The organism is Chryseobacterium endophyticum (genome assembly GCF_056333165.1).
Genome location: NZ_JBWGXE010000002.1, coordinates 504,013 through 520,815, shown reverse-complemented (window position 1 = coordinate 520,815; position 16,803 = coordinate 504,013). Strand labels below are relative to the sequence as shown.

Sequence of the window (16,803 nt, the reverse complement as noted above, 5' to 3'; positions counted from 1 at the left end):
AAACTTAATAGAGTTTATAAATCTATTGCTTTATAAACAATCAATGAAAACGGATTTAACTTTTTGATTAAATAATAATCTTCTCAAAGGCCTTTCTCATACCGCCTGCGAGAAATACTTCGCCACAGTAGGTGTATCCTTTGTTTTCCAGAATTTTCAGCATGGCGATATTATCAAAATTCGTATCTACTTTAATGCTTTGAATCTGGTGAGATCTGGTGAAGTCTTCAATATGATCAAATAACATCTTTACCATTCCCCGGCCGGCAAACTTTTCGTCGACCGCTACCCTGTGAACGACAACAAATTCTCCGTTGCTGAGCCAGGCACCTTCAATGGTGCTGTATGCGGGTTCGTCATTAAGGATGAGAGCGACATAAACTGCAATTTCTCCGTCAACAGTCATCACGTATCCGAATCCTTTTTCAATGTCGCTTTCTACGGTATTGATGTTCGGATATCCCTGTTGCCACTGCGTGCTGCCGTCTATTCTTCTTCTTTCTATGGCTTGTTGTAGGATGTTCCAGATGATATCCCGGTCTGCATGTTCTGCCTTTCTTAGTTTGATGTCTGAATTCATGAATATTAAAAGATTATATTTAAAAATTTAAAAATGCTACACTGTTCATAATTTTCAGCTATTAAATTTTTTGCACTAAAAAACCGAAAATTAATGAGTATTAATTTTCGGTTCGAAGTAGTAAAATTTAAAATTATGAAATTGTTTTATTGATTTTCATTTTGCTGGAGATAAGCATCTATTACTTCAAATGCTTTCTTTTCGTCCTCCAGTTTTACCATTACTTTCAGCGATGTTGCCGTGGGCGTTGTTGTAAAAGTAAGGTAGTTGTTTTCAACAGCATTTTTAATATTGGCGTCATCCAATTTAGACTTAATAAGCTGAATCTCTGCCGGTTTGTCACTTTCAAAAACTGATACTCTTGTACTTCTTTCCATGTTCTGTTACGTTTGAGTATCTAAATTTATAAAATTTTTTTGAAAATTACAAATCCGTAATTTAAATTTTGTTAATGTTATTCTCTATTTTATCCAATGCAAGGTGAATTTCTTCTTTGGTTACATTAAGATGCGGCCTGAAGCGCAGTGACAAATCCCCGCAGGATAAAATGATCATTCCGTCATTCCAGAGCTCGTCTCTCAGGGCGTTTCTTTGCTCATGAGTCGGGAGATCGATCGCACACATTAATCCTCTTCCTCTCGCATTGTTTAGTTTTTCGGGATATTTTTCAGCAAGTTTCTGCAGGCCTTCCAGTAAAAAATCCCCTACAATTCTTGCGTTCTCAACAAGATTTTCCTGTTCGATGACTTCCATGACCAGCTGAAAACGCAGCATATCGATAAAATTGCCACCGAAAGTAGAATTGATTCTTGAGCTTTCACGGAACACATTATCAGGGATTTCATCGAATTTTTCTTTATTGGCTAAAATTCCGCAAACCTGTGCTTTTTTACCGAAAGAAATAATATCCGGTTTTGCCGTAAAGTGTTGAAAAGCCCACATTTTTCCTGTGATTCCTATTCCGGTCTGCACTTCATCAAAAATAAGAAGAATTTCATTCTGATCGCAGATTTTCCTTAATCCCGATAAGAATTCATCTCTGAAATGGTTGTCGCCGCCTTCTGCCTGAATCGGTTCAATGATGATGCATGCGACTTTATTAGGATTCATCAGGATCGCTTCTTCGATGTTTAATAAAGCTAATCTTTCATTTTTAATGGTTTCTTCCAGATTTTCATCGGTAATCGGGAAAGTAAGCTTGGGATTCAGTATTCTCGGCCAGTCGAACATCGGAAAATACTGGTATTTTCTGGGATCGGAGGTATTGGTAAGGCTTAAGGTATATCCGCTTCTTCCGTGGAAAGCCTGTCTGAAATGGATGCATATTCCTGCTTCCATATCGATTCCTTTTTCAAAATTTTTGCGGGTTTTCCAGTCGAAGCACGCTTTCATGGCATTTTCAACCGCAAGCGCTCCACCTTCGATGAAGAAAGCGTACTGAAGCTCTTCAGGAATCGCCACTCTTTCAAAAACTTCTAAGAAATGGGCGTATTCTTCAGAATAAACGTCTGCAAGGGTCGGTTTATTAACGGCCATTTTTCCCAGCCACGCCGATTTTTCAACCAGATAAGGATGGTTGTAGCCTATCGATGCCGAGGCAAACATGGAAAACATATCCAGGTATTCTTTATTGGTAAGTTTGTCATACAGCCACGATCCGTGGGATTTTTCAATATCCATTACGAAATCGAATCCGTCTGCCAAAACATGTTTTCCTACTGTTTCTTTTACTTTATTTACTTGTATATCAATTGTTTGTTCCATTTTAATTAATCTTAGGGATGATTAATGATAAATAATTATGATTGGAAACAAGAGACCGGTTTATATAAAAGTTGACAATTTTTAATTTTTAAATCTCTGATTTCCTGATGTTTTATGACTAAAGATCAAACTTAATTCCTTGTGCTAAAGGAAGGTTTGCCGTATAGTTTATGGTATTCGTCTGTCTTCTCATGTAATATTTCCAGACGTCTGAACCTGATTCTCTTCCGCCTCCGGTTTCTTTTTCACCACCGAATGCACCGCCGATTTCTGCTCCCGAAGTTCCGATATTTACATTGGCAATACCGCAATCCGAACCTGCGTGAGAAAGGAATAATTCCGCTTCTCTCAAATTCTGCGTCATGATCGCAGATGATAATCCCTGGGGAACATCATTCTGAATGGCGATGGCTTCTTCCAGCGTTTTATATTTGATCAGGTATAAAATCGGTGCAAATGTTTCGTGCTGAACGATTTCGTAAGAATTCTTCACCTCGGCGATGCATGGTTTTACGTAGCATCCGGATTCGTAGCCTTTTCCTTTCAGTACTTCACCTTCAACGATGAATTTTCCGCCTTCTTTTTTACATTTTTTAATAGCTTCCTGATATTGGTTTACGGCATCGGTATCGATAAGCGGGCCTACATGATTGGTTTCGTCCAAAGGGTTTCCGATCTTCAGCTGTCCGTATGCTTTGGCCAGCCTGTTTTTAACTTCATCATAAACACTTTCATGAATGATAAGCCTTCTGGTGGAAGTACATCTCTGCCCTGCCGTACCTACGGCTCCGAAAACGGCTCCGATGATAGACATATCGATATCTGCATCTTTGGAAATGATGATCGCATTGTTTCCTCCCAATTCAAGGATCGATTTTCCGAATCTCTGGGCTACGTTTGCAGACACCATTCTTCCGACTCTCGTTGATCCTGTAAAAGATACCAAAGCGACTCTTTTATCATCAACCAGTTTCTGTCCGATCTCATAATCTGCCACCAAAACACTGGAAATTCCTTCAGGAAGATTGTTTTCCTTTAAAACTTCGTTCATAATGTTCTGGCAGGCAATGGCGCAAAGCGGTGTTTTTTCCGACGGTTTCCAGATGGTAACATTTCCGCAGATCCAGGCCAAAGCCGTATTCCAAGACCATACAGCTACAGGAAAGTTGAATGCGGTGATAATTCCTACGATTCCCAGCGGATGGTATTGCTCATACATTCGGTGTCCCGGTCTCTCGGAATGCATGGTGTATCCGTGAAGCTGTCTTGAAACGCCTACCGCAAAATCGCAGATGTCGATCATTTCCTGAACCTCACCCAAGCCTTCCTGCAAAGATTTTCCCATTTCATACGAAACAAGCTTTCCCAGGTCATTTTTGTACTGTCTTAGTTTCTGGCCGAGCTGCCGTACGATTTCCCCTCTTTTGGGTGCGGGAATCAGTCTGAACTCTTTAAAGGCCTTTTCCGCAGATTCCAGTACTTTGTTGTAATCGGATTCTCCTGAAGTTTTAACTTTAGCAATGAGATTTCCGTCTACGGGAGAATAGCTTTCTATAACTTTCCCGGATGCAAAGTATTTTCCGCCTGTCGAAGTTCCTTTATTTTCATCCTTGATTCCTAGATTTCTGAGTGTTTTTTCAATCCCAAAATCCTTTACTTTTTTAGACATAAAAATTTTACTTTTCGTTTTCCCTAAAGTTAAAAATATTAGGCGAACTACAAAATTTAAATTTTTTTAACGACTTTTTATTTGGACTAATTATAAACATGCTTATCTTTGTCATATAATCTTTTGACACTCAGAAATGGAAAGCTCACAGGAAAATAATTCGAAGTTTAAAAAGTGGTTCAAGCGGGTTGGCTGGGCAGGATTTGCCTTTTTCACAATAAAAGGCCTCATCTGGCTGGTGATATTCTACTTCGGCGCAGATACGCTTCAAAGTTGTATAAAATAGAAAAGCAGAGACATTCTCTGCTTTTTTGTTGTTTAAATATTTGATTATAAATTATATATTTCTTTATACCTGTGTTTTTTTATTTTTGAAAAAAACATTCAGATGAAAAAAGTAGTATGGTCCGTCAAAGCCCAGAAAAACTACAGGGATAATTTACTTTATTTACAAGAGTTCTGGACCAAAAAAGAAATCAAAAGATTCATGAAGTTTGTACATATCGCTGTGGTAAACATTTCTTAAAATCCTTACATAGGCTCTGTTTACGAAGAAAATATACTTTACAGAAAATATTTAATTGTAGAACAAATTTATCTTTACTACCGATTAACCGAGAAAGGTGAAATTCTTTTGGCCTCTTTCTGGAATAATTATCAGGACCCTGAAAAATTAAAGAAACTCCTGCCTTAGTTCTTCCATGAATCCTTCATGTTCTTTTACATTTCCTTTAGCATAATCGTCCTCAGCATCCTGTAGTTCCATCAAAAGTGCTTCTTTGGGATATAATGCTTTGGTGAGCAATTCAATCTCTTCCATAGAAAAAGAGTTTTCTTTAAGCTTCCGGTAATAAGTTGGAGTCTTAAGGCCTAATAAGTTGATGAAATATCCTGTTTTATAATCAGAATTCTGGATAAGCTGAGGAATACTGTCACGGTATTTTTTAAATTCAAGCACTATATTTATCATATTATGAGAATTATTTTATACAAAAATAAGAAAAAAGAATAATTTTAGTAATAAAATTATTCTTTTTTCTTTCTTCCCGAATCCATTAAACTTTGATGAAGCAGGTACTCAATCTGTCCGTTTACACTTCTGAATTCATCACTAGCCCATTTTTCCAAAAGTTTGTAGGTAGACTCATCGATCCTGATGACGAAAGATTTTTTGCTTTTGTTTTCGGAAGAATTCTGAGTTTTCTGTGATTTCATTTTTCGTTTTTATTTAATGCAAACAGCGCTGGTGATGTATATTTTTAATTCAAAATATAGATCCGATCCGTATTAATTGTACAATGTTCCTGCATTTAGAATGGGCGTTGCAGCTTTTTCTCCACAAAGAACAACCATCAGATTGCTTACCATGGCTGCTTTTCTTTCATCATCCAGTTCAACAATATTTTCTTCGGATAATTTTTTTAAGGCTAAATCTACCATTCCGACGGCGCCTTCCACGATTTTTATACGGGCTGCTACAATAGCTGTGGCCTGTTGTCTCTGAAGCATGGCGCCTGCAATCTCTGAAGCATACGCCAGGTGAGAAATTCTGGCTTCCTGAATGGTGATTCCGGCTTTTGAAAGTCGCTCCGTAAGTTCCTGTTCAAGGATCGCATTGATTTTGTCTCCGCCTTCCCTTAAGGTAATCGGCGCATGGTCATCTTCCAGGTTGTCATAAGGGAAGCTCATGGCCAGGTGACGAACGGCTGCTTCGCTCTGCATTTTTACGAAGTCTGTGTAACGTTCAACATCAAAAGCCGCTTTGTAGGTATCTCCTACTTTCCATACGATAACAACCGCAATTTCAATAGGGTTTCCCATTTTGTCATTGACTTTCAAAGTCTGTCCCTGAAGGTTTTCCGAACGGAGGCTTATTTTCTGTGATGAGTACAGGGGATTAATAAAAAACAGGCCGTTTTCTTTAACTGTCCCGACATATTTACCGAAGAAATTAAGTACTCTTGAATGATTAGGCTGAATGATCATTAAACCTTTCAAGAAAAAACATGACAGGATAAAACAGAGTAATGCCAGAACCACAAAGGTGATGCTGGTGTCTACTCCGGTTATAAAAAAGTAAACGGAGGCTACAAAAAGCACAAGGCAGATTACCAAAGTAAGATACCCCGACATTGGTTTTAAAACTTTTTCCATGATATAGATTTTTAATTTGATATTATTTTGATATCATAAAGATATGATTAAATTTTTATTGTTGAAATATTATTTTCTTTAAATTTCAATCCCATATATACTTCGCTGATGCATTTTAACAGATGATTTAATTTAACAAAAAAAATCCCGGAAAACCAATTCCCGGGATTCTGTTTTATAATGAATGAAATCTATTTTTTTATCAGCATTTTAAATTTAACGAAAGATGCAATCGCTAAAGCAAGCATTACTGAAAGGCCTATATACACCCATGCCGGAACCGGAACCGGATCTCCTGCTGCATAAGAGTGAAGACCGCTCAGGTAATAATTTACCCCAAAATAGGTCATTACCATCGAACAGAAAGCAAACATCGTCGCTACATGGAATGCCCATCTGCTTCGTAAGCCCGGAACCAGTCTCATGTGAAGAACAAACGCATAGACCATAATTGAGATGAATGCCCAGGTTTCTTTAGGGTCCCAGCTCCAGTATCTTCCCCATGATTCGTTGGCCCAGATTCCTCCCAAGAAGTTTCCTACAGTAAGGGCAAATAAACCGATGGTGAGGGACATTTCGGAAACGATCGCAAGTTCCTTCAGTGTGGTATCATGGTGAATCTTATGCGTGTCTTTATTGGAAATAATATAAAACACCAAACTGATCACCGCGATAATCATCGATAATGCGAAGAAACCGTAACTGGAGGTGATGATCGCAACGTGTACGATAAGCCAATAAGATTTCAATACAGGAACAAGCGGCGTAATCTGTGGATCAAGAGCCGAGCCTCCATGTGCAAATCCCATCATAATAACAGCTACCATAAATCCGGCCGCAGGAATTAAAGCGTTCGAGTTTCTGTACAGGAATAAACCTGCCGAAATACCCACCCACGAGATAAAGATGATCGCTTCGTACCCGTTACTCCACGGCGCGTGACCGGAAATATACCATCTGGCGATCAGACCAAGGAAATGGAATACATACCCTACAGCACCAATGACAATAACCGCCTTAATTATTTTCTTTAAATTTTTATTAGACCTGAATAATTCCACAAAACCTAAGATCAGGAGAAGTCCGCCTATAATTGTGTAGAAGATCAATAACTTGAAATTGATATTCACTTTATTCATGAAAACTTCAAGATCAACTTTGGATTTGGCAGGTACTACAGCTTTGCCCCATTTCTGCTGATATTCTGACAGTTTAGCCAGCTCCGTATCGGCCTTTGACCAATTTCCGGATTTTTCAGCCTGTAAAACTTCTGCGAAATAAGGCCCCATTACCTGCTGGGATTCGGTATCCGGCTCCATCTTCTGGTCCAGCCATGAGTGCCATGTATGATTGGCATCGTTCTTTACCGGGACAATTCTCATAAACTGGCCGCTGAAAAATTCGTTGAAAATCTGAACTCTTTCATTCACTGCAATCACTTCCTTGTCATAGTTGGTCTGTTCGGATGCTTTTTTACGGAATGCCGTATTATAATCGCTTTCAAGGATATATTTCAGGTTTCCGTTGGCATCTGCAGGGAAAAGATTCATCAGGGAAGTATATCCTTCCTCATCTGCTTTTGTTTTTTTCTGCAGTTCATCGCCTCCTTTTGTACCTACCTTAATCATCGGAACCATTGTCCAGCTCGGTGTGTCGATGTTTACGGATAAAAACCACTGATTTGCAGTAAGCGATTTTCCATCGGTTCCTTTAAATTCGTCTTTTTTGTATAGTTTTCTTAAAACATCAAGCGCCTGGGTGTTGATCGGTACAATTCGTCCCTCAAAATTCTGAACCAGGAGATACCCGAATTTATCCGCATGCTCTTTATCTATTTTGTTTCGGGCGATGATCTCGTCTGCCGAAACCGTTTTCATTTTTGTAAAAGGCTGTGCACCTTGTGGCTGAACCGTTTCAGGTGCAGGCGCGTGATTGTGGCCGTCTCCTTCCGCGTGGATGTGCTCTTTGCTGCCATCGGTGGTTCCGTGGGTGTCAATTTTCTGAGCATTAAGACCGAAACTTAACAGCAGTAAAAGTACGGTTGCCGCTCTTTTTTTATTGACGTCTTTCAGCATTTTGTTTAATTTCCAGAAATGAGTTCCCTTCCAGAAGAACATAAAGAACATGCCTCCGAATAAGAAAGTATACCCGATATAAGAGATCAGTGTCCCCCAGAAATCATGGTTTACGGAAAGCACGGTTCCCATTCTGTCCGGGTCAAAACTCGACTGGAAGAAACGGTATCCTTTATGGTTTAAAACGTGGTTCATATAAATTTTGAAAGGAGTCTGTTTCCCTTCATCAATGATTTTAATATGGCTTTCATACGCACTTGGGGATGAGCTTCCCGGATAGGTTTCCATGATGAAATCATCTAATTTTAAAGAAAACGGCGTATTGTAAATTTTCGGGCCGAAACCGATCATAATGTTCAGTCCGTCCATGGTCACCTGTTTGTAGGCATTCGGGTTTCCTTTCTCAACGGAAAGATCTACGAGCTGCTTGGTTTTAGGGCCCTGGATTTCAACCGTAAGCATATCAGGTACCGCCTGGTCTTTCTTCCGGTCGCCTTCAATCGCTATTAGTTTTCCTTTCTTAAGACCTTCAGGAACAACCAGTTTAAGCTCGTTAATGGAATATAAACTTCTTAAAACCAGCGGTTGAAACTCGTCTTTTTTTGTACTGCCTGTAGCTTGTGTGGCCATGGTCATATAACTGGCGTCAACAGGCGTCTTAATGAATAATTTTCCGCCTTCGTTTTTGAATTCCACGGCTCCTTCGATCGGTCTGTTGAAAGTAACCAACGTTCCGTTGATCGACTTGGTTTCTCCGGGTTTGATGAAGATATTCTGTCTTCCGGTTTGTCCGGTCGATACCAGGTGAAGGTATTCTGCGCCATTATGATCTGCAAGGAGGCTGTCTTTTTTTCTTTGGACATACTCTTTAGCCAAGACTTTTACTTCTTTTCCGTGGAAATCATACGTGGCCTGCAAATCTTTGTGCAAAGGAGACATTAGATACGGAACATCCTTGTAATTAAGAATATCGCCCTTTTCCTCGATCTGTACTTTCAGGAAATTTTTGTCGGTTACGATTTCATTGGAAGTTTCCCCTTCCCTGATGTGCATGGTTCCTTCAAAACTGATGTAACGTGTAATGGCACCTCCAATGAAGATAAGTACAAAGGCAAGGTGAAAAACCAGTACGGGCCATTTTTCTCTTTTCCAGAGTCTGTATCTTCCGATATTTCCGATGAAATTGAGAATAAGAAGGAGCATGATCAATTCAAACCACCATGCTTCATAAATTAATGCTTTTGCTGTGGGAGTTCCATAGTCGTTTTCTAAGAACGTTGCATAAGCCATCGCAAATGCGTACACCAGCAACAACACAGCCATTGTTCTGGTCGAGATAAGAATATCCTGGATCTTCTTCATGATATATATATACTTGATAGGCAAAAATAAGGATGATAAACTACAAAGACGTTAAAAAAAGCTGTTTTTTATCACTTTAGGCCGGATAAAGGTTATTTTTAAAGATTCTTAATAATAATAATTTTATTGAGAAAAAATCAACGGTGCGGGCTGATGCTTTCCGAATCTTACGGTAAATTTCATCATGATGAAATATTTAATTAAAATTGTTGGACTTATCACAGGGAAAAGGCTTTCGTTACAGTTTTCGTTTAAGAAAAAAACAGATTAAAAAATTAAATCATTTTTAAATTATTTTAAATATTTTAGTCTTGGAAATCGACATCCGGGTGAATGATTTTCTCTTTAAAAATTAAATTTTCTTTTTAAGCAAACACACTTTTTTAATGCCTAAAAACATTAAATTTGCCACAACATATTATGGATAAAAACACACAAAAAAAACAGCAGGAATCGCCTGAAAAAGGCAAACTTTTATCGAAGCCGAGGGTGTTCTTCGGGCTCACATTCATTCTTTTTTCCGTAGTTCTTACGTTTTCTTTCGTTTCATATCTGATGAACTGGAAAGCAGATCAGAGCCAGGCGGGAACCATGCTCGACAAAAGCATTAAATCTTCCAATCTGTTCGGCAAACTGGGTGACTGGCTTGGGAATATCTTTATTTTCGAAAGTATCGGAGTGGCTTCGTTTATTATTGCTTTTTTGTTTTTGGTCTTCGGGACCGTTATTCTTAAAAAGAAAATGTTCAAGCCCTGGAAAACTGTGGGGCATTCTCTGTTCTTTATCTGCTGGCTTCCTATTTTATTTGGCGCTGTTACCAAGGGACAAGGTGTCCTGAGTGGCGTATACGGTTATCAGATAATGGATTCTATGAATGCAATCATTGGTACCGTCGGGCTTTGGCTTGTATTGGTGTCCAGTATTGCCCTTTATTTTATTTTAGAATTTAATCTTCGTCCGAGTTCTATTAGATCGAAGCTTAACGATATCAATGAAAATACAATCGGAAGGGTAAAATCGATGATGCCGAATTCCGATGAAAACTTTGAAGCTGATGATGAGCTTGTTGAAGAAGCTCAGGCACCTGAAATCGATCCTTCAAAAATTACCGTTACGGAAACGGTAAAACCCAAAAAAGAGAATGGCTCGATTGAAGTGCTGCCTGTTTCGGATGCTGAAACAATTGTCACTCCCAACCAGACTTCTTTTGAAGAAAAAAACGATTTTTCAACCTCACTGCACTTGAACTTAAGTCCTAAGCCATCGGTTCCAGTTTCAAGCCCTGAACAGGCTTTTGATATGAATCCTGTGACTTCTACAGCTGTGGCAAAAGAAGATGATATCAAATTTAAAGTTGAAGTTGCTCCTGTGATTGATATCCTGGATGATTCTGACAAAAAATCCCAGGAGCTGGTGGAAAAGCACGGTTTGTACGATCATAAACTGGATCTTGCCAATTTCCAGATGCCGACTGTTGAACTTCTGAAAGATTACGGAAACGAAGAAATCTCTATTAACAAAGAAGAATTAGAAGAAAATAAAAATAAGATCGTCGGGTTACTGAAAAACTTTAATGTAGGAATTGCTGAAATCAAAGCGACCATCGGCCCAACGGTAACTTTGTACGAGATCGTGCCTGAAGCGGGAATTCGTGTAGCTGCCATTAAAAAACTTCAGGATGATATTGCGCTGAACCTTTCGGCGTTGGGAATCCGTATTATTGCTCCGATGCCGGGAAAAGGGACGATCGGGATTGAAGTTCCGAGAAAGAATCCTACCATGGTTTCGATGCGTTCGGTAATAGCTTCTCAAAAGTTCCAGAATACGGATATGGATCTTCCGGTCGTTTTCGGGAAAACCATTTCGAATGAAATTTTCATGGCCGATCTTTCAAAAATGCCTCACTTACTGATGGCCGGAGCCACGGGACAGGGAAAATCGGTAGGGATCAACGCGATTTTAACCTCCCTGCTTTACAAAAAACATCCGAGCGAACTGAAATTCGTGATGGTAGACCCTAAAAAGGTAGAACTTTCATTATATTCAAAAATAGAAAGGCATTATCTGGCAAAACTTCCTGATGCGGAAGAAGCCATAATTACCGATACCAATAAAGTAATTAATACGCTGAATTCCCTTTGTATCGAAATGGATACGAGATACGACCTGCTAAAAAACGCATTCTGTAAAAATTTAAAGGAATACAATAAAAAATTTGCAGAACGTAAGCTGAATCCTGAAAACGGCCATCGTTACCTTCCTTATATCGTTTTGGTCGTTGATGAATTTGCAGACCTTATCATGACCGCCGGAAAAGAAGTTGAACTTCCGATAGCCAGACTTGCCCAGCTGGCCAGAGCGGTAGGGATTCACCTGATCGTCGCTACACAAAGACCTTCGGTAAACGTAATTACCGGGATGATCAAAGCGAATTTCCCGGCGAGAGCGGCATTCCGTGTGATTTCAAGTGTGGATTCCAGAACCATCCTGGATTCTCCGGGAGCAGACCAGCTGATCGGGAAAGGAGATATGCTTTACTTTAACGGAAATGAAATCTTAAGGCTTCAATGTGCCTTTGTAGATACTCCGGAAGTGGAAAGACTGGCAGAATATATCGGTGAGCAAAAAGGATATGCTTCAGCCTTTATTCTTCCTGAATATGTTTCTGAAGATTCTGCAAGCAGTGTAGGATCTTTTGATCCCAATGAAAAAGATGCTTTATTTGAGGAGGCAGCCCGAATTATCGTTTCCACGCAACAGGGTTCTACTTCGATGCTTCAGCGTCAATTGAAACTTGGATACAACCGGGCAGGAAGAATTATGGACCAGCTTGAAGCGAGCGGAATCGTTGGAGGATTCAACGGTGCAAAAGCAAGGGAAGTCCTTATCAGTGATCTTCATTCTTTGGAACAGTTTTTGGAAGATTTGCGCAGCTGAAAAGAAGAACACGAGGTTTCAGTTTAACTTTCAGCTTTTGGAAATGTCTAAAGATTAAAAGATTTAAATAAAATGAAAAATATGGTTTCAAAAATTATAGTAAGCAGTCTGGTTGTGGGAGCAGCAATCTTTACCAACGCGCAGAAAATTGATGCAAAGGCCAAAAAAATATTGGATGATGTCACTGCAAACTATAATTCCAAGAAAAATTCTTATTTTAAATTCTCCTTCGGAACGGGAACCAACGGACAGGTTTCGAAAACGGAACCTGGGATTTATTATTCTGCCGGCGATAAGTACAAGCTAAAGATCATGGAAACCGAACAGATTTTTGACGGCAGCAAAATCTATAACATCAATACGGAAGATATGGAAGTAACGGTAGCCAAACCGAACGGAAGCGGCTCGATGTTCTCCCCTATCAACTATCTTTCTACCTACAGAAATGATTATAATGTCACTTACGGCGGCAAGAAAAATGTCAATGGCGTAAGTACGGATTTTATAAAGCTGACACCCGTGAAAGCGAACGGAATACAGTATGTCTATCTTTTCGTTGATTCTGCGAAAAAGCAGATGGTAAAGCTTGAACAGCACGGCAACAATAAAGATGTAGCCGTAATTGCCATAAAAGAATACAAAGAAAACCAGAATCTGGATCCGGGAATGTTTGTTTTTGACAAGAGCAAGTATAAAAATTATCTGATCACAGAACTTTAAATGTTGTAATGGTTAAGTTTTAAAGCTTCTCGTTTCTGTCTTTCAGATAATTACAGTTTTTAAAACAGACATCATTACGGATTATAAAAATTTCATAAAATATAAAAGCTGCAAAGGAAACTTTGTGGCTTTTTCATTAATTTTGGCAAATGTTAAAAATACTAGACCGATATATCATAAAAACTTTCTTTGGACCGTTTTTCTTTATATTCAGCGTGCTGTTTTTCATATTTATTGTGAATATCATCTGGGTTCAGTTGGGGCAGTTTATGGGAAAAGGGCTCACCAGCTTCCAGATCCTGAAACTTCTTTTTTATCTTGGGGTAAGTGTTATCAGCTTGGTATTGCCACTTACCATTCTGCTCGCCAGTATCATGTCTTTCGGAGAATTCGGGGAGCGGTACGAACTTGCGGCGATGAAAGCGGCAGGGATTTCCCTGACCAGGGTAATGCTCCCGTTGCTTGGCGTAACGATCGTTCTTTCGATCATGCTTTATTTTTTCTCTAACAATATCATTCCCGATTTTCAGCGGAAGGCCAAAAATATGCTCTTTAATATTGCACAGACCAAACCCGCACTGAATTTCACCCCCGGGCAATTTATCGATCAGATCCCCGGTTATATGGTGAAATTTGACAAAATTACAGGAGAAAACGGAGAAAATATTGAAGGGGTTTTTATTCATAAAAAATCGACAACATTCGATAATCAGCGTTCTATTGTAGCCGAAAAAGGAAAATTTGTTCCGGCTGCGAATAAGAATTACCTTAAACTTATTCTGTATAACGGCTATGTTTACGAAGATAATTTTGCGGGAAAACCCGAAAATGTCCGTTTGAAACAACCCGACCAGGCTATTAAATTTGATTCCCTGACTTCCCACTTCGATGTAAGTGATATCATCAATAAAGCGATTGAGGAAGAGAAAATCACGGACGACTACCGTTTTGAGACATTCAACCAGCTAAACAAGACGATCGATCAGACAAAAAAAGATAATGATAAATTTTTCACCAATGTCAATAATGATGTCCTGAATCAGACCAATTCGATCATGACCTATATGGACGCGAAGCAGAACAAATCGAAGGTTAAGCCAAAGCAGATTTTAAAGCTTGATACCGTAAAAGGTGAAAAAAAACTTGAAATCATCAACAATGCTTACAGCAGACTGGATAATCTTAAGGCCACTTTGGAAGCAAAAAATAATGAGATCGATCCCGGTGTAAAGTATTACAGTAAAGTGGTGATTTATCAGCAGAAAATCGTGACTTATTCTTTCACGTGTATCATTTTCTTCCTGATCGGGGCAAGTCTCGGATCGATTATCAGGAAGGGAGGCATGGGGCTTCCGGTGATCATTGCGATTGTTATTTTCATTATATTCTATGTCATGAGCGTAGGAACAGAAAATATGGCGTGGTCCGGAAAATTAAATCCGTATCTCGCTGCCTGGATTCCAAATCTGGTCCTCTTCCCTTTTGGAATCTGGATGACCTATAAGGCTCTGACAGATTCTCAGCTGTTTGATGCTGAAAAGTATAAGGCTCTCTTTAAACCGATAACCAGATTATTTGTTAAAAAAGAAGAACATAAAAGATATCAGTAATAAAAACAATATCAAAAAGATCCGGAACTTCCGGGTCTTTTTTTTGCCATATTCATAAAGGTGTTGCATATTTTTTGTTTGCATTAAATAACCAAATTCTCAAAATATGAAAATTGCCCTATTAAGCCTGAGTTTCCTTTTCTTCCTCTCGTGTAAAGAAGAAAAAACAAGGTCTCTGCCTCCCAATGAAAAGAATGATAGTTTAAGCACTGTGCAGGAACCTGATAGCATTAAGAATGACTCTATCAAAACTATTGCTGATATCAAAAAAGAATATGCGGTCATCAGTGGTCTGGTGGACTCAAAAAAACTGGATTCAACCACATTTAATTATTACTGTAACGAAAGAGAAGGTGAAGTCACTTTGTATTACCAGAATAAAAAACTTAAAATGGTAAAAGATTTCTACGCTGAACACAGTCATTTTTCAAGCTTCACCAAATATTTTGTGAAAGATGACCAGGTATTTTTCATTTTTAATGATGAAACCGTATGGAATTTTGATGAAGGCGGTACTCCCGAAAAGGCTGAAACAAAAGATGATATTAAAGAAAAAAGAATTTATATTTTGCAGGGTAAGGCTGTTCAGTGCTTTGAGAAGAATTATTCGATAAGATCGAAAGGAAACAATCAGGACCCCAACAGCGTGCCTAATAGGGAAACGAAATGCGATATTTCAGAATATATGCAGCAGTATGAACGTATTATGAAAAATAAAAATAAGAAAGGAGATCTTGGATGTCTCTAAAACAGAAAGCGGCCTCAAAAGCCGCTTTATTATTTAAAAAAGATCTGAAAATTATACTTTCATAATTTCAGCTTCTTTTACTTTCAGATGTTCGTCGCAGATCTTCACATACTTGTCCGTAAGAACCTGAATATCCGCTTCGATTCCTTTAACAAGATCTTCGGAAATACCGTCTAACTTTTTAAGCTCTTTCAGACCGTTTTGTCTTGCGTTTCTTACAACCACTTTTGTATCTTCGGTTTCAGCTTTTGCCTGTTTTGCCAGCTCTTTTCTTCTTTCTTCCGTTAATGGCGGTACATTAAGGATGATATTGATTCCATTATTGGAAGGGGCAAAGCCAAGATTTGAATTGATGATCGCTTTTTCAATATCATTAATCGCTTTAGAATCCCAGGGCTGAATAGAAATTGTCATGGCATCCGGAATAGAAACGTTGGCAACCTGATTGATGGGAGTCATGGCTCCGTAATATTCTACCATTACATCCTGAACCATATTCGTAGACGCACGTCCCGCTCTGATTCTTTGAAATGCATGATCCAGGTGCTTTACAGCTGCTTCCATATCATGCTGTACAGACTCTACTATAAGATCTAATTCTTCCATTATATAATAAAAATTTGATAAGTTACACATTTTCAAATAGTGTTTGATTATCAGTAAAATACGATACTCAAAATCTGAATTACCTGATCGTTTTTTACTGTTTTTCTACTATTTTTTACCGCTCCCAAAGATAGTAAAATATCCGGAAAATGCTATGGTCGCTAAAAAAATTAAAATAAACGGTTTTAATTTTTGTCTATAAAATAAATCGTATGAAAAATGACAAGTCTTGAGTTTTTTCATTAATCAACCTTATATTAATTTGCAAAAATAAGCTCCAGAGTCTTGTGACAGTGGAGCTTTGTAGTCTTAGCAAAGTGGTGGTGGTGAATCCGGGCAGGTATTGTTTCCACAGTAACCTTCATCCCAGGATCTGCAGCAACCTTTTAACTGATTCCAGTCATTACATCCCAGCGGCGGCCTTCCACCCTGAATGGTCTTCAGTTCTTTCTTTGGTAATTTTCTTAAATTTTTCATAATGAATACTTTAGTTGATTGTAATTCAAATATAATAAATTTCTCTTTACAGAGATATAAATTTCCAGATATTTTCATTCAGAGGTATATTTTGAGATGTT

Annotated in this window: 15 protein-coding genes; 5 read left to right on the top strand and 10 right to left on the bottom strand. The window is 38.6% G+C overall.

The window, feature by feature from the left end:
- Positions 1-67: 67 nt before the first annotated feature.
- The 4 genes from AC0N32_RS06770 to amaB all read right to left on the bottom strand — a co-directional run bounded on the left by AC0N32_RS06770 (position 68) and on the right by amaB (position 4,013).
- A complete protein-coding gene (locus tag AC0N32_RS06770; RefSeq protein WP_476393099.1) occupies positions 68-580 on the bottom strand; it encodes a GNAT family N-acetyltransferase in 513 nt (170 codons plus the stop codon).
- 146 nt (positions 581-726) lie between these two features.
- Positions 727-957: a DUF2007 domain-containing protein gene (locus AC0N32_RS06765; protein ID WP_476393098.1), complete on the bottom strand. Its 231-nt coding sequence runs from the start codon at positions 955-957 to the stop codon at positions 727-729.
- A 61-nt stretch (positions 958-1,018) separates the two neighbouring features.
- Positions 1,019-2,344, bottom strand: coding sequence for an L-lysine 6-transaminase (gene lat, locus AC0N32_RS06760; RefSeq protein WP_476393097.1), 1,326 nt, complete (start codon positions 2,342-2,344; stop codon positions 1,019-1,021).
- Between the two features lie 118 nt (positions 2,345-2,462).
- Complete coding sequence (amaB, locus tag AC0N32_RS06755) at positions 2,463-4,013, bottom strand: L-piperidine-6-carboxylate dehydrogenase (RefSeq protein WP_476393096.1); 1,551 nt, start codon at positions 4,011-4,013, stop codon at positions 2,463-2,465.
- 388 nt (positions 4,014-4,401) lie between these two features.
- Here amaB and AC0N32_RS06750 point away from each other — a divergent pair, with 388 nt between their 5' ends.
- Positions 4,402-4,539 carry a hypothetical protein gene (locus AC0N32_RS06750; protein ID WP_476393095.1) on the top strand — a complete coding sequence of 46 codons (138 nt, stop codon included), beginning with the start codon at positions 4,402-4,404 and terminating at the stop codon, positions 4,537-4,539.
- A 147-nt stretch (positions 4,540-4,686) separates the two neighbouring features.
- On the opposite strand, the gene AC0N32_RS06745 is transcribed toward AC0N32_RS06750, so the two are convergent.
- The 4 genes from AC0N32_RS06745 to AC0N32_RS06730 all read right to left on the bottom strand — a co-directional run bounded on the left by AC0N32_RS06745 (position 4,687) and on the right by AC0N32_RS06730 (position 9,604).
- The gene (locus tag AC0N32_RS06745) at positions 4,687-4,983 is read right to left on the bottom strand and encodes a hypothetical protein (RefSeq protein ID WP_476393094.1); all 297 of its coding nucleotides are present in this window, start codon (positions 4,981-4,983) and stop codon (positions 4,687-4,689) included.
- A gap of 56 nt (positions 4,984-5,039) precedes the next feature.
- Complete coding sequence (locus AC0N32_RS06740) at positions 5,040-5,228, bottom strand: type II toxin-antitoxin system antitoxin (protein ID WP_476393093.1); 189 nt, start codon at positions 5,226-5,228, stop codon at positions 5,040-5,042.
- A gap of 72 nt (positions 5,229-5,300) precedes the next feature.
- Positions 5,301-6,167 carry an SPFH domain-containing protein gene (locus tag AC0N32_RS06735; RefSeq protein ID WP_476393092.1) on the bottom strand — a complete coding sequence of 289 codons (867 nt, stop codon included), beginning with the start codon at positions 6,165-6,167 and terminating at the stop codon, positions 5,301-5,303.
- A 191-nt stretch (positions 6,168-6,358) separates the two neighbouring features.
- Positions 6,359-9,604 carry a cytochrome c biogenesis protein gene (locus tag AC0N32_RS06730; RefSeq protein WP_476393091.1) on the bottom strand — a complete coding sequence of 1,082 codons (3,246 nt, stop codon included), beginning with the start codon at positions 9,602-9,604 and terminating at the stop codon, positions 6,359-6,361.
- A gap of 420 nt (positions 9,605-10,024) precedes the next feature.
- Here AC0N32_RS06730 and AC0N32_RS06725 point away from each other — a divergent pair, with 420 nt between their 5' ends.
- From AC0N32_RS06725 to AC0N32_RS06710, 4 genes are all read left to right on the top strand, one after another.
- Positions 10,025-12,541 (top strand): FtsK/SpoIIIE family DNA translocase, encoded by a 2,517-nt coding sequence (locus AC0N32_RS06725; protein WP_476393344.1) that lies wholly within the window; start codon positions 10,025-10,027, stop codon positions 12,539-12,541.
- Positions 12,542-12,613: 72 nt separating this feature from the next.
- A complete protein-coding gene (lolA1, locus tag AC0N32_RS06720) occupies positions 12,614-13,261 on the top strand; it encodes an outer membrane lipoprotein periplasmic chaperone LolA1 (protein ID WP_476393090.1) in 648 nt (215 codons plus the stop codon).
- A 149-nt stretch (positions 13,262-13,410) separates the two neighbouring features.
- Positions 13,411-14,871, top strand: a complete 1,461-nt coding sequence (locus tag AC0N32_RS06715) for an LptF/LptG family permease (protein WP_476393089.1) — start codon at positions 13,411-13,413, stop codon at positions 14,869-14,871.
- Between the two features lie 106 nt (positions 14,872-14,977).
- Positions 14,978-15,619 (top strand): hypothetical protein, encoded by a 642-nt coding sequence (locus tag AC0N32_RS06710; protein ID WP_476393088.1) that lies wholly within the window; start codon positions 14,978-14,980, stop codon positions 15,617-15,619.
- Positions 15,620-15,670: 51 nt separating this feature from the next.
- On the opposite strand, the gene frr is transcribed toward AC0N32_RS06710, so the two are convergent.
- Entirely contained in the window at positions 15,671-16,225 is a 555-nt protein-coding gene (frr, locus tag AC0N32_RS06705) for a ribosome recycling factor (protein ID WP_476393087.1), read from the bottom strand.
- A 309-nt stretch (positions 16,226-16,534) separates the two neighbouring features.
- On the bottom strand, positions 16,535-16,702 hold the full coding sequence (locus AC0N32_RS06700) for a bacteriocin-like protein (protein WP_476393086.1): 168 nt from the start codon (positions 16,700-16,702) through the stop codon (positions 16,535-16,537).
- Positions 16,703-16,803 lie beyond the last annotated feature (101 nt).

Coding starts and splice junctions, on each gene's coding strand:
- AC0N32_RS06770 (WP_476393099.1), bottom strand. CDS start 580: ATGAATTCAGACATCAAACTAAGAAAGGCAGAACATGCAGACCGGGAT.
- AC0N32_RS06765 (WP_476393098.1), bottom strand. CDS start 957: ATGGAAAGAAGTACAAGAGTATCAGTTTTTGAAAGTGACAAACCGGCA.
- lat (WP_476393097.1), bottom strand. CDS start 2,344: ATGGAACAAACAATTGATATACAAGTAAATAAAGTAAAAGAAACAGTA.
- amaB (WP_476393096.1), bottom strand. CDS start 4,013: ATGTCTAAAAAAGTAAAGGATTTTGGGATTGAAAAAACACTCAGAAAT.
- AC0N32_RS06750 (WP_476393095.1), top strand. CDS start 4,402: ATGAAAAAAGTAGTATGGTCCGTCAAAGCCCAGAAAAACTACAGGGAT.
- AC0N32_RS06745 (WP_476393094.1), bottom strand. CDS start 4,983: ATGATAAATATAGTGCTTGAATTTAAAAAATACCGTGACAGTATTCCT.
- AC0N32_RS06740 (WP_476393093.1), bottom strand. CDS start 5,228: ATGAAATCACAGAAAACTCAGAATTCTTCCGAAAACAAAAGCAAAAAA.
- AC0N32_RS06735 (WP_476393092.1), bottom strand. CDS start 6,167: ATGGAAAAAGTTTTAAAACCAATGTCGGGGTATCTTACTTTGGTAATC.
- AC0N32_RS06730 (WP_476393091.1), bottom strand. CDS start 9,604: ATGAAGAAGATCCAGGATATTCTTATCTCGACCAGAACAATGGCTGTG.
- AC0N32_RS06725 (WP_476393344.1), top strand. CDS start 10,025: ATGGATAAAAACACACAAAAAAAACAGCAGGAATCGCCTGAAAAAGGC.
- lolA1 (WP_476393090.1), top strand. CDS start 12,614: ATGAAAAATATGGTTTCAAAAATTATAGTAAGCAGTCTGGTTGTGGGA.
- AC0N32_RS06715 (WP_476393089.1), top strand. CDS start 13,411: ATGTTAAAAATACTAGACCGATATATCATAAAAACTTTCTTTGGACCG.
- AC0N32_RS06710 (WP_476393088.1), top strand. CDS start 14,978: ATGAAAATTGCCCTATTAAGCCTGAGTTTCCTTTTCTTCCTCTCGTGT.
- frr (WP_476393087.1), bottom strand. CDS start 16,225: ATGGAAGAATTAGATCTTATAGTAGAGTCTGTACAGCATGATATGGAA.
- AC0N32_RS06700 (WP_476393086.1), bottom strand. CDS start 16,702: ATGAAAAATTTAAGAAAATTACCAAAGAAAGAACTGAAGACCATTCAG.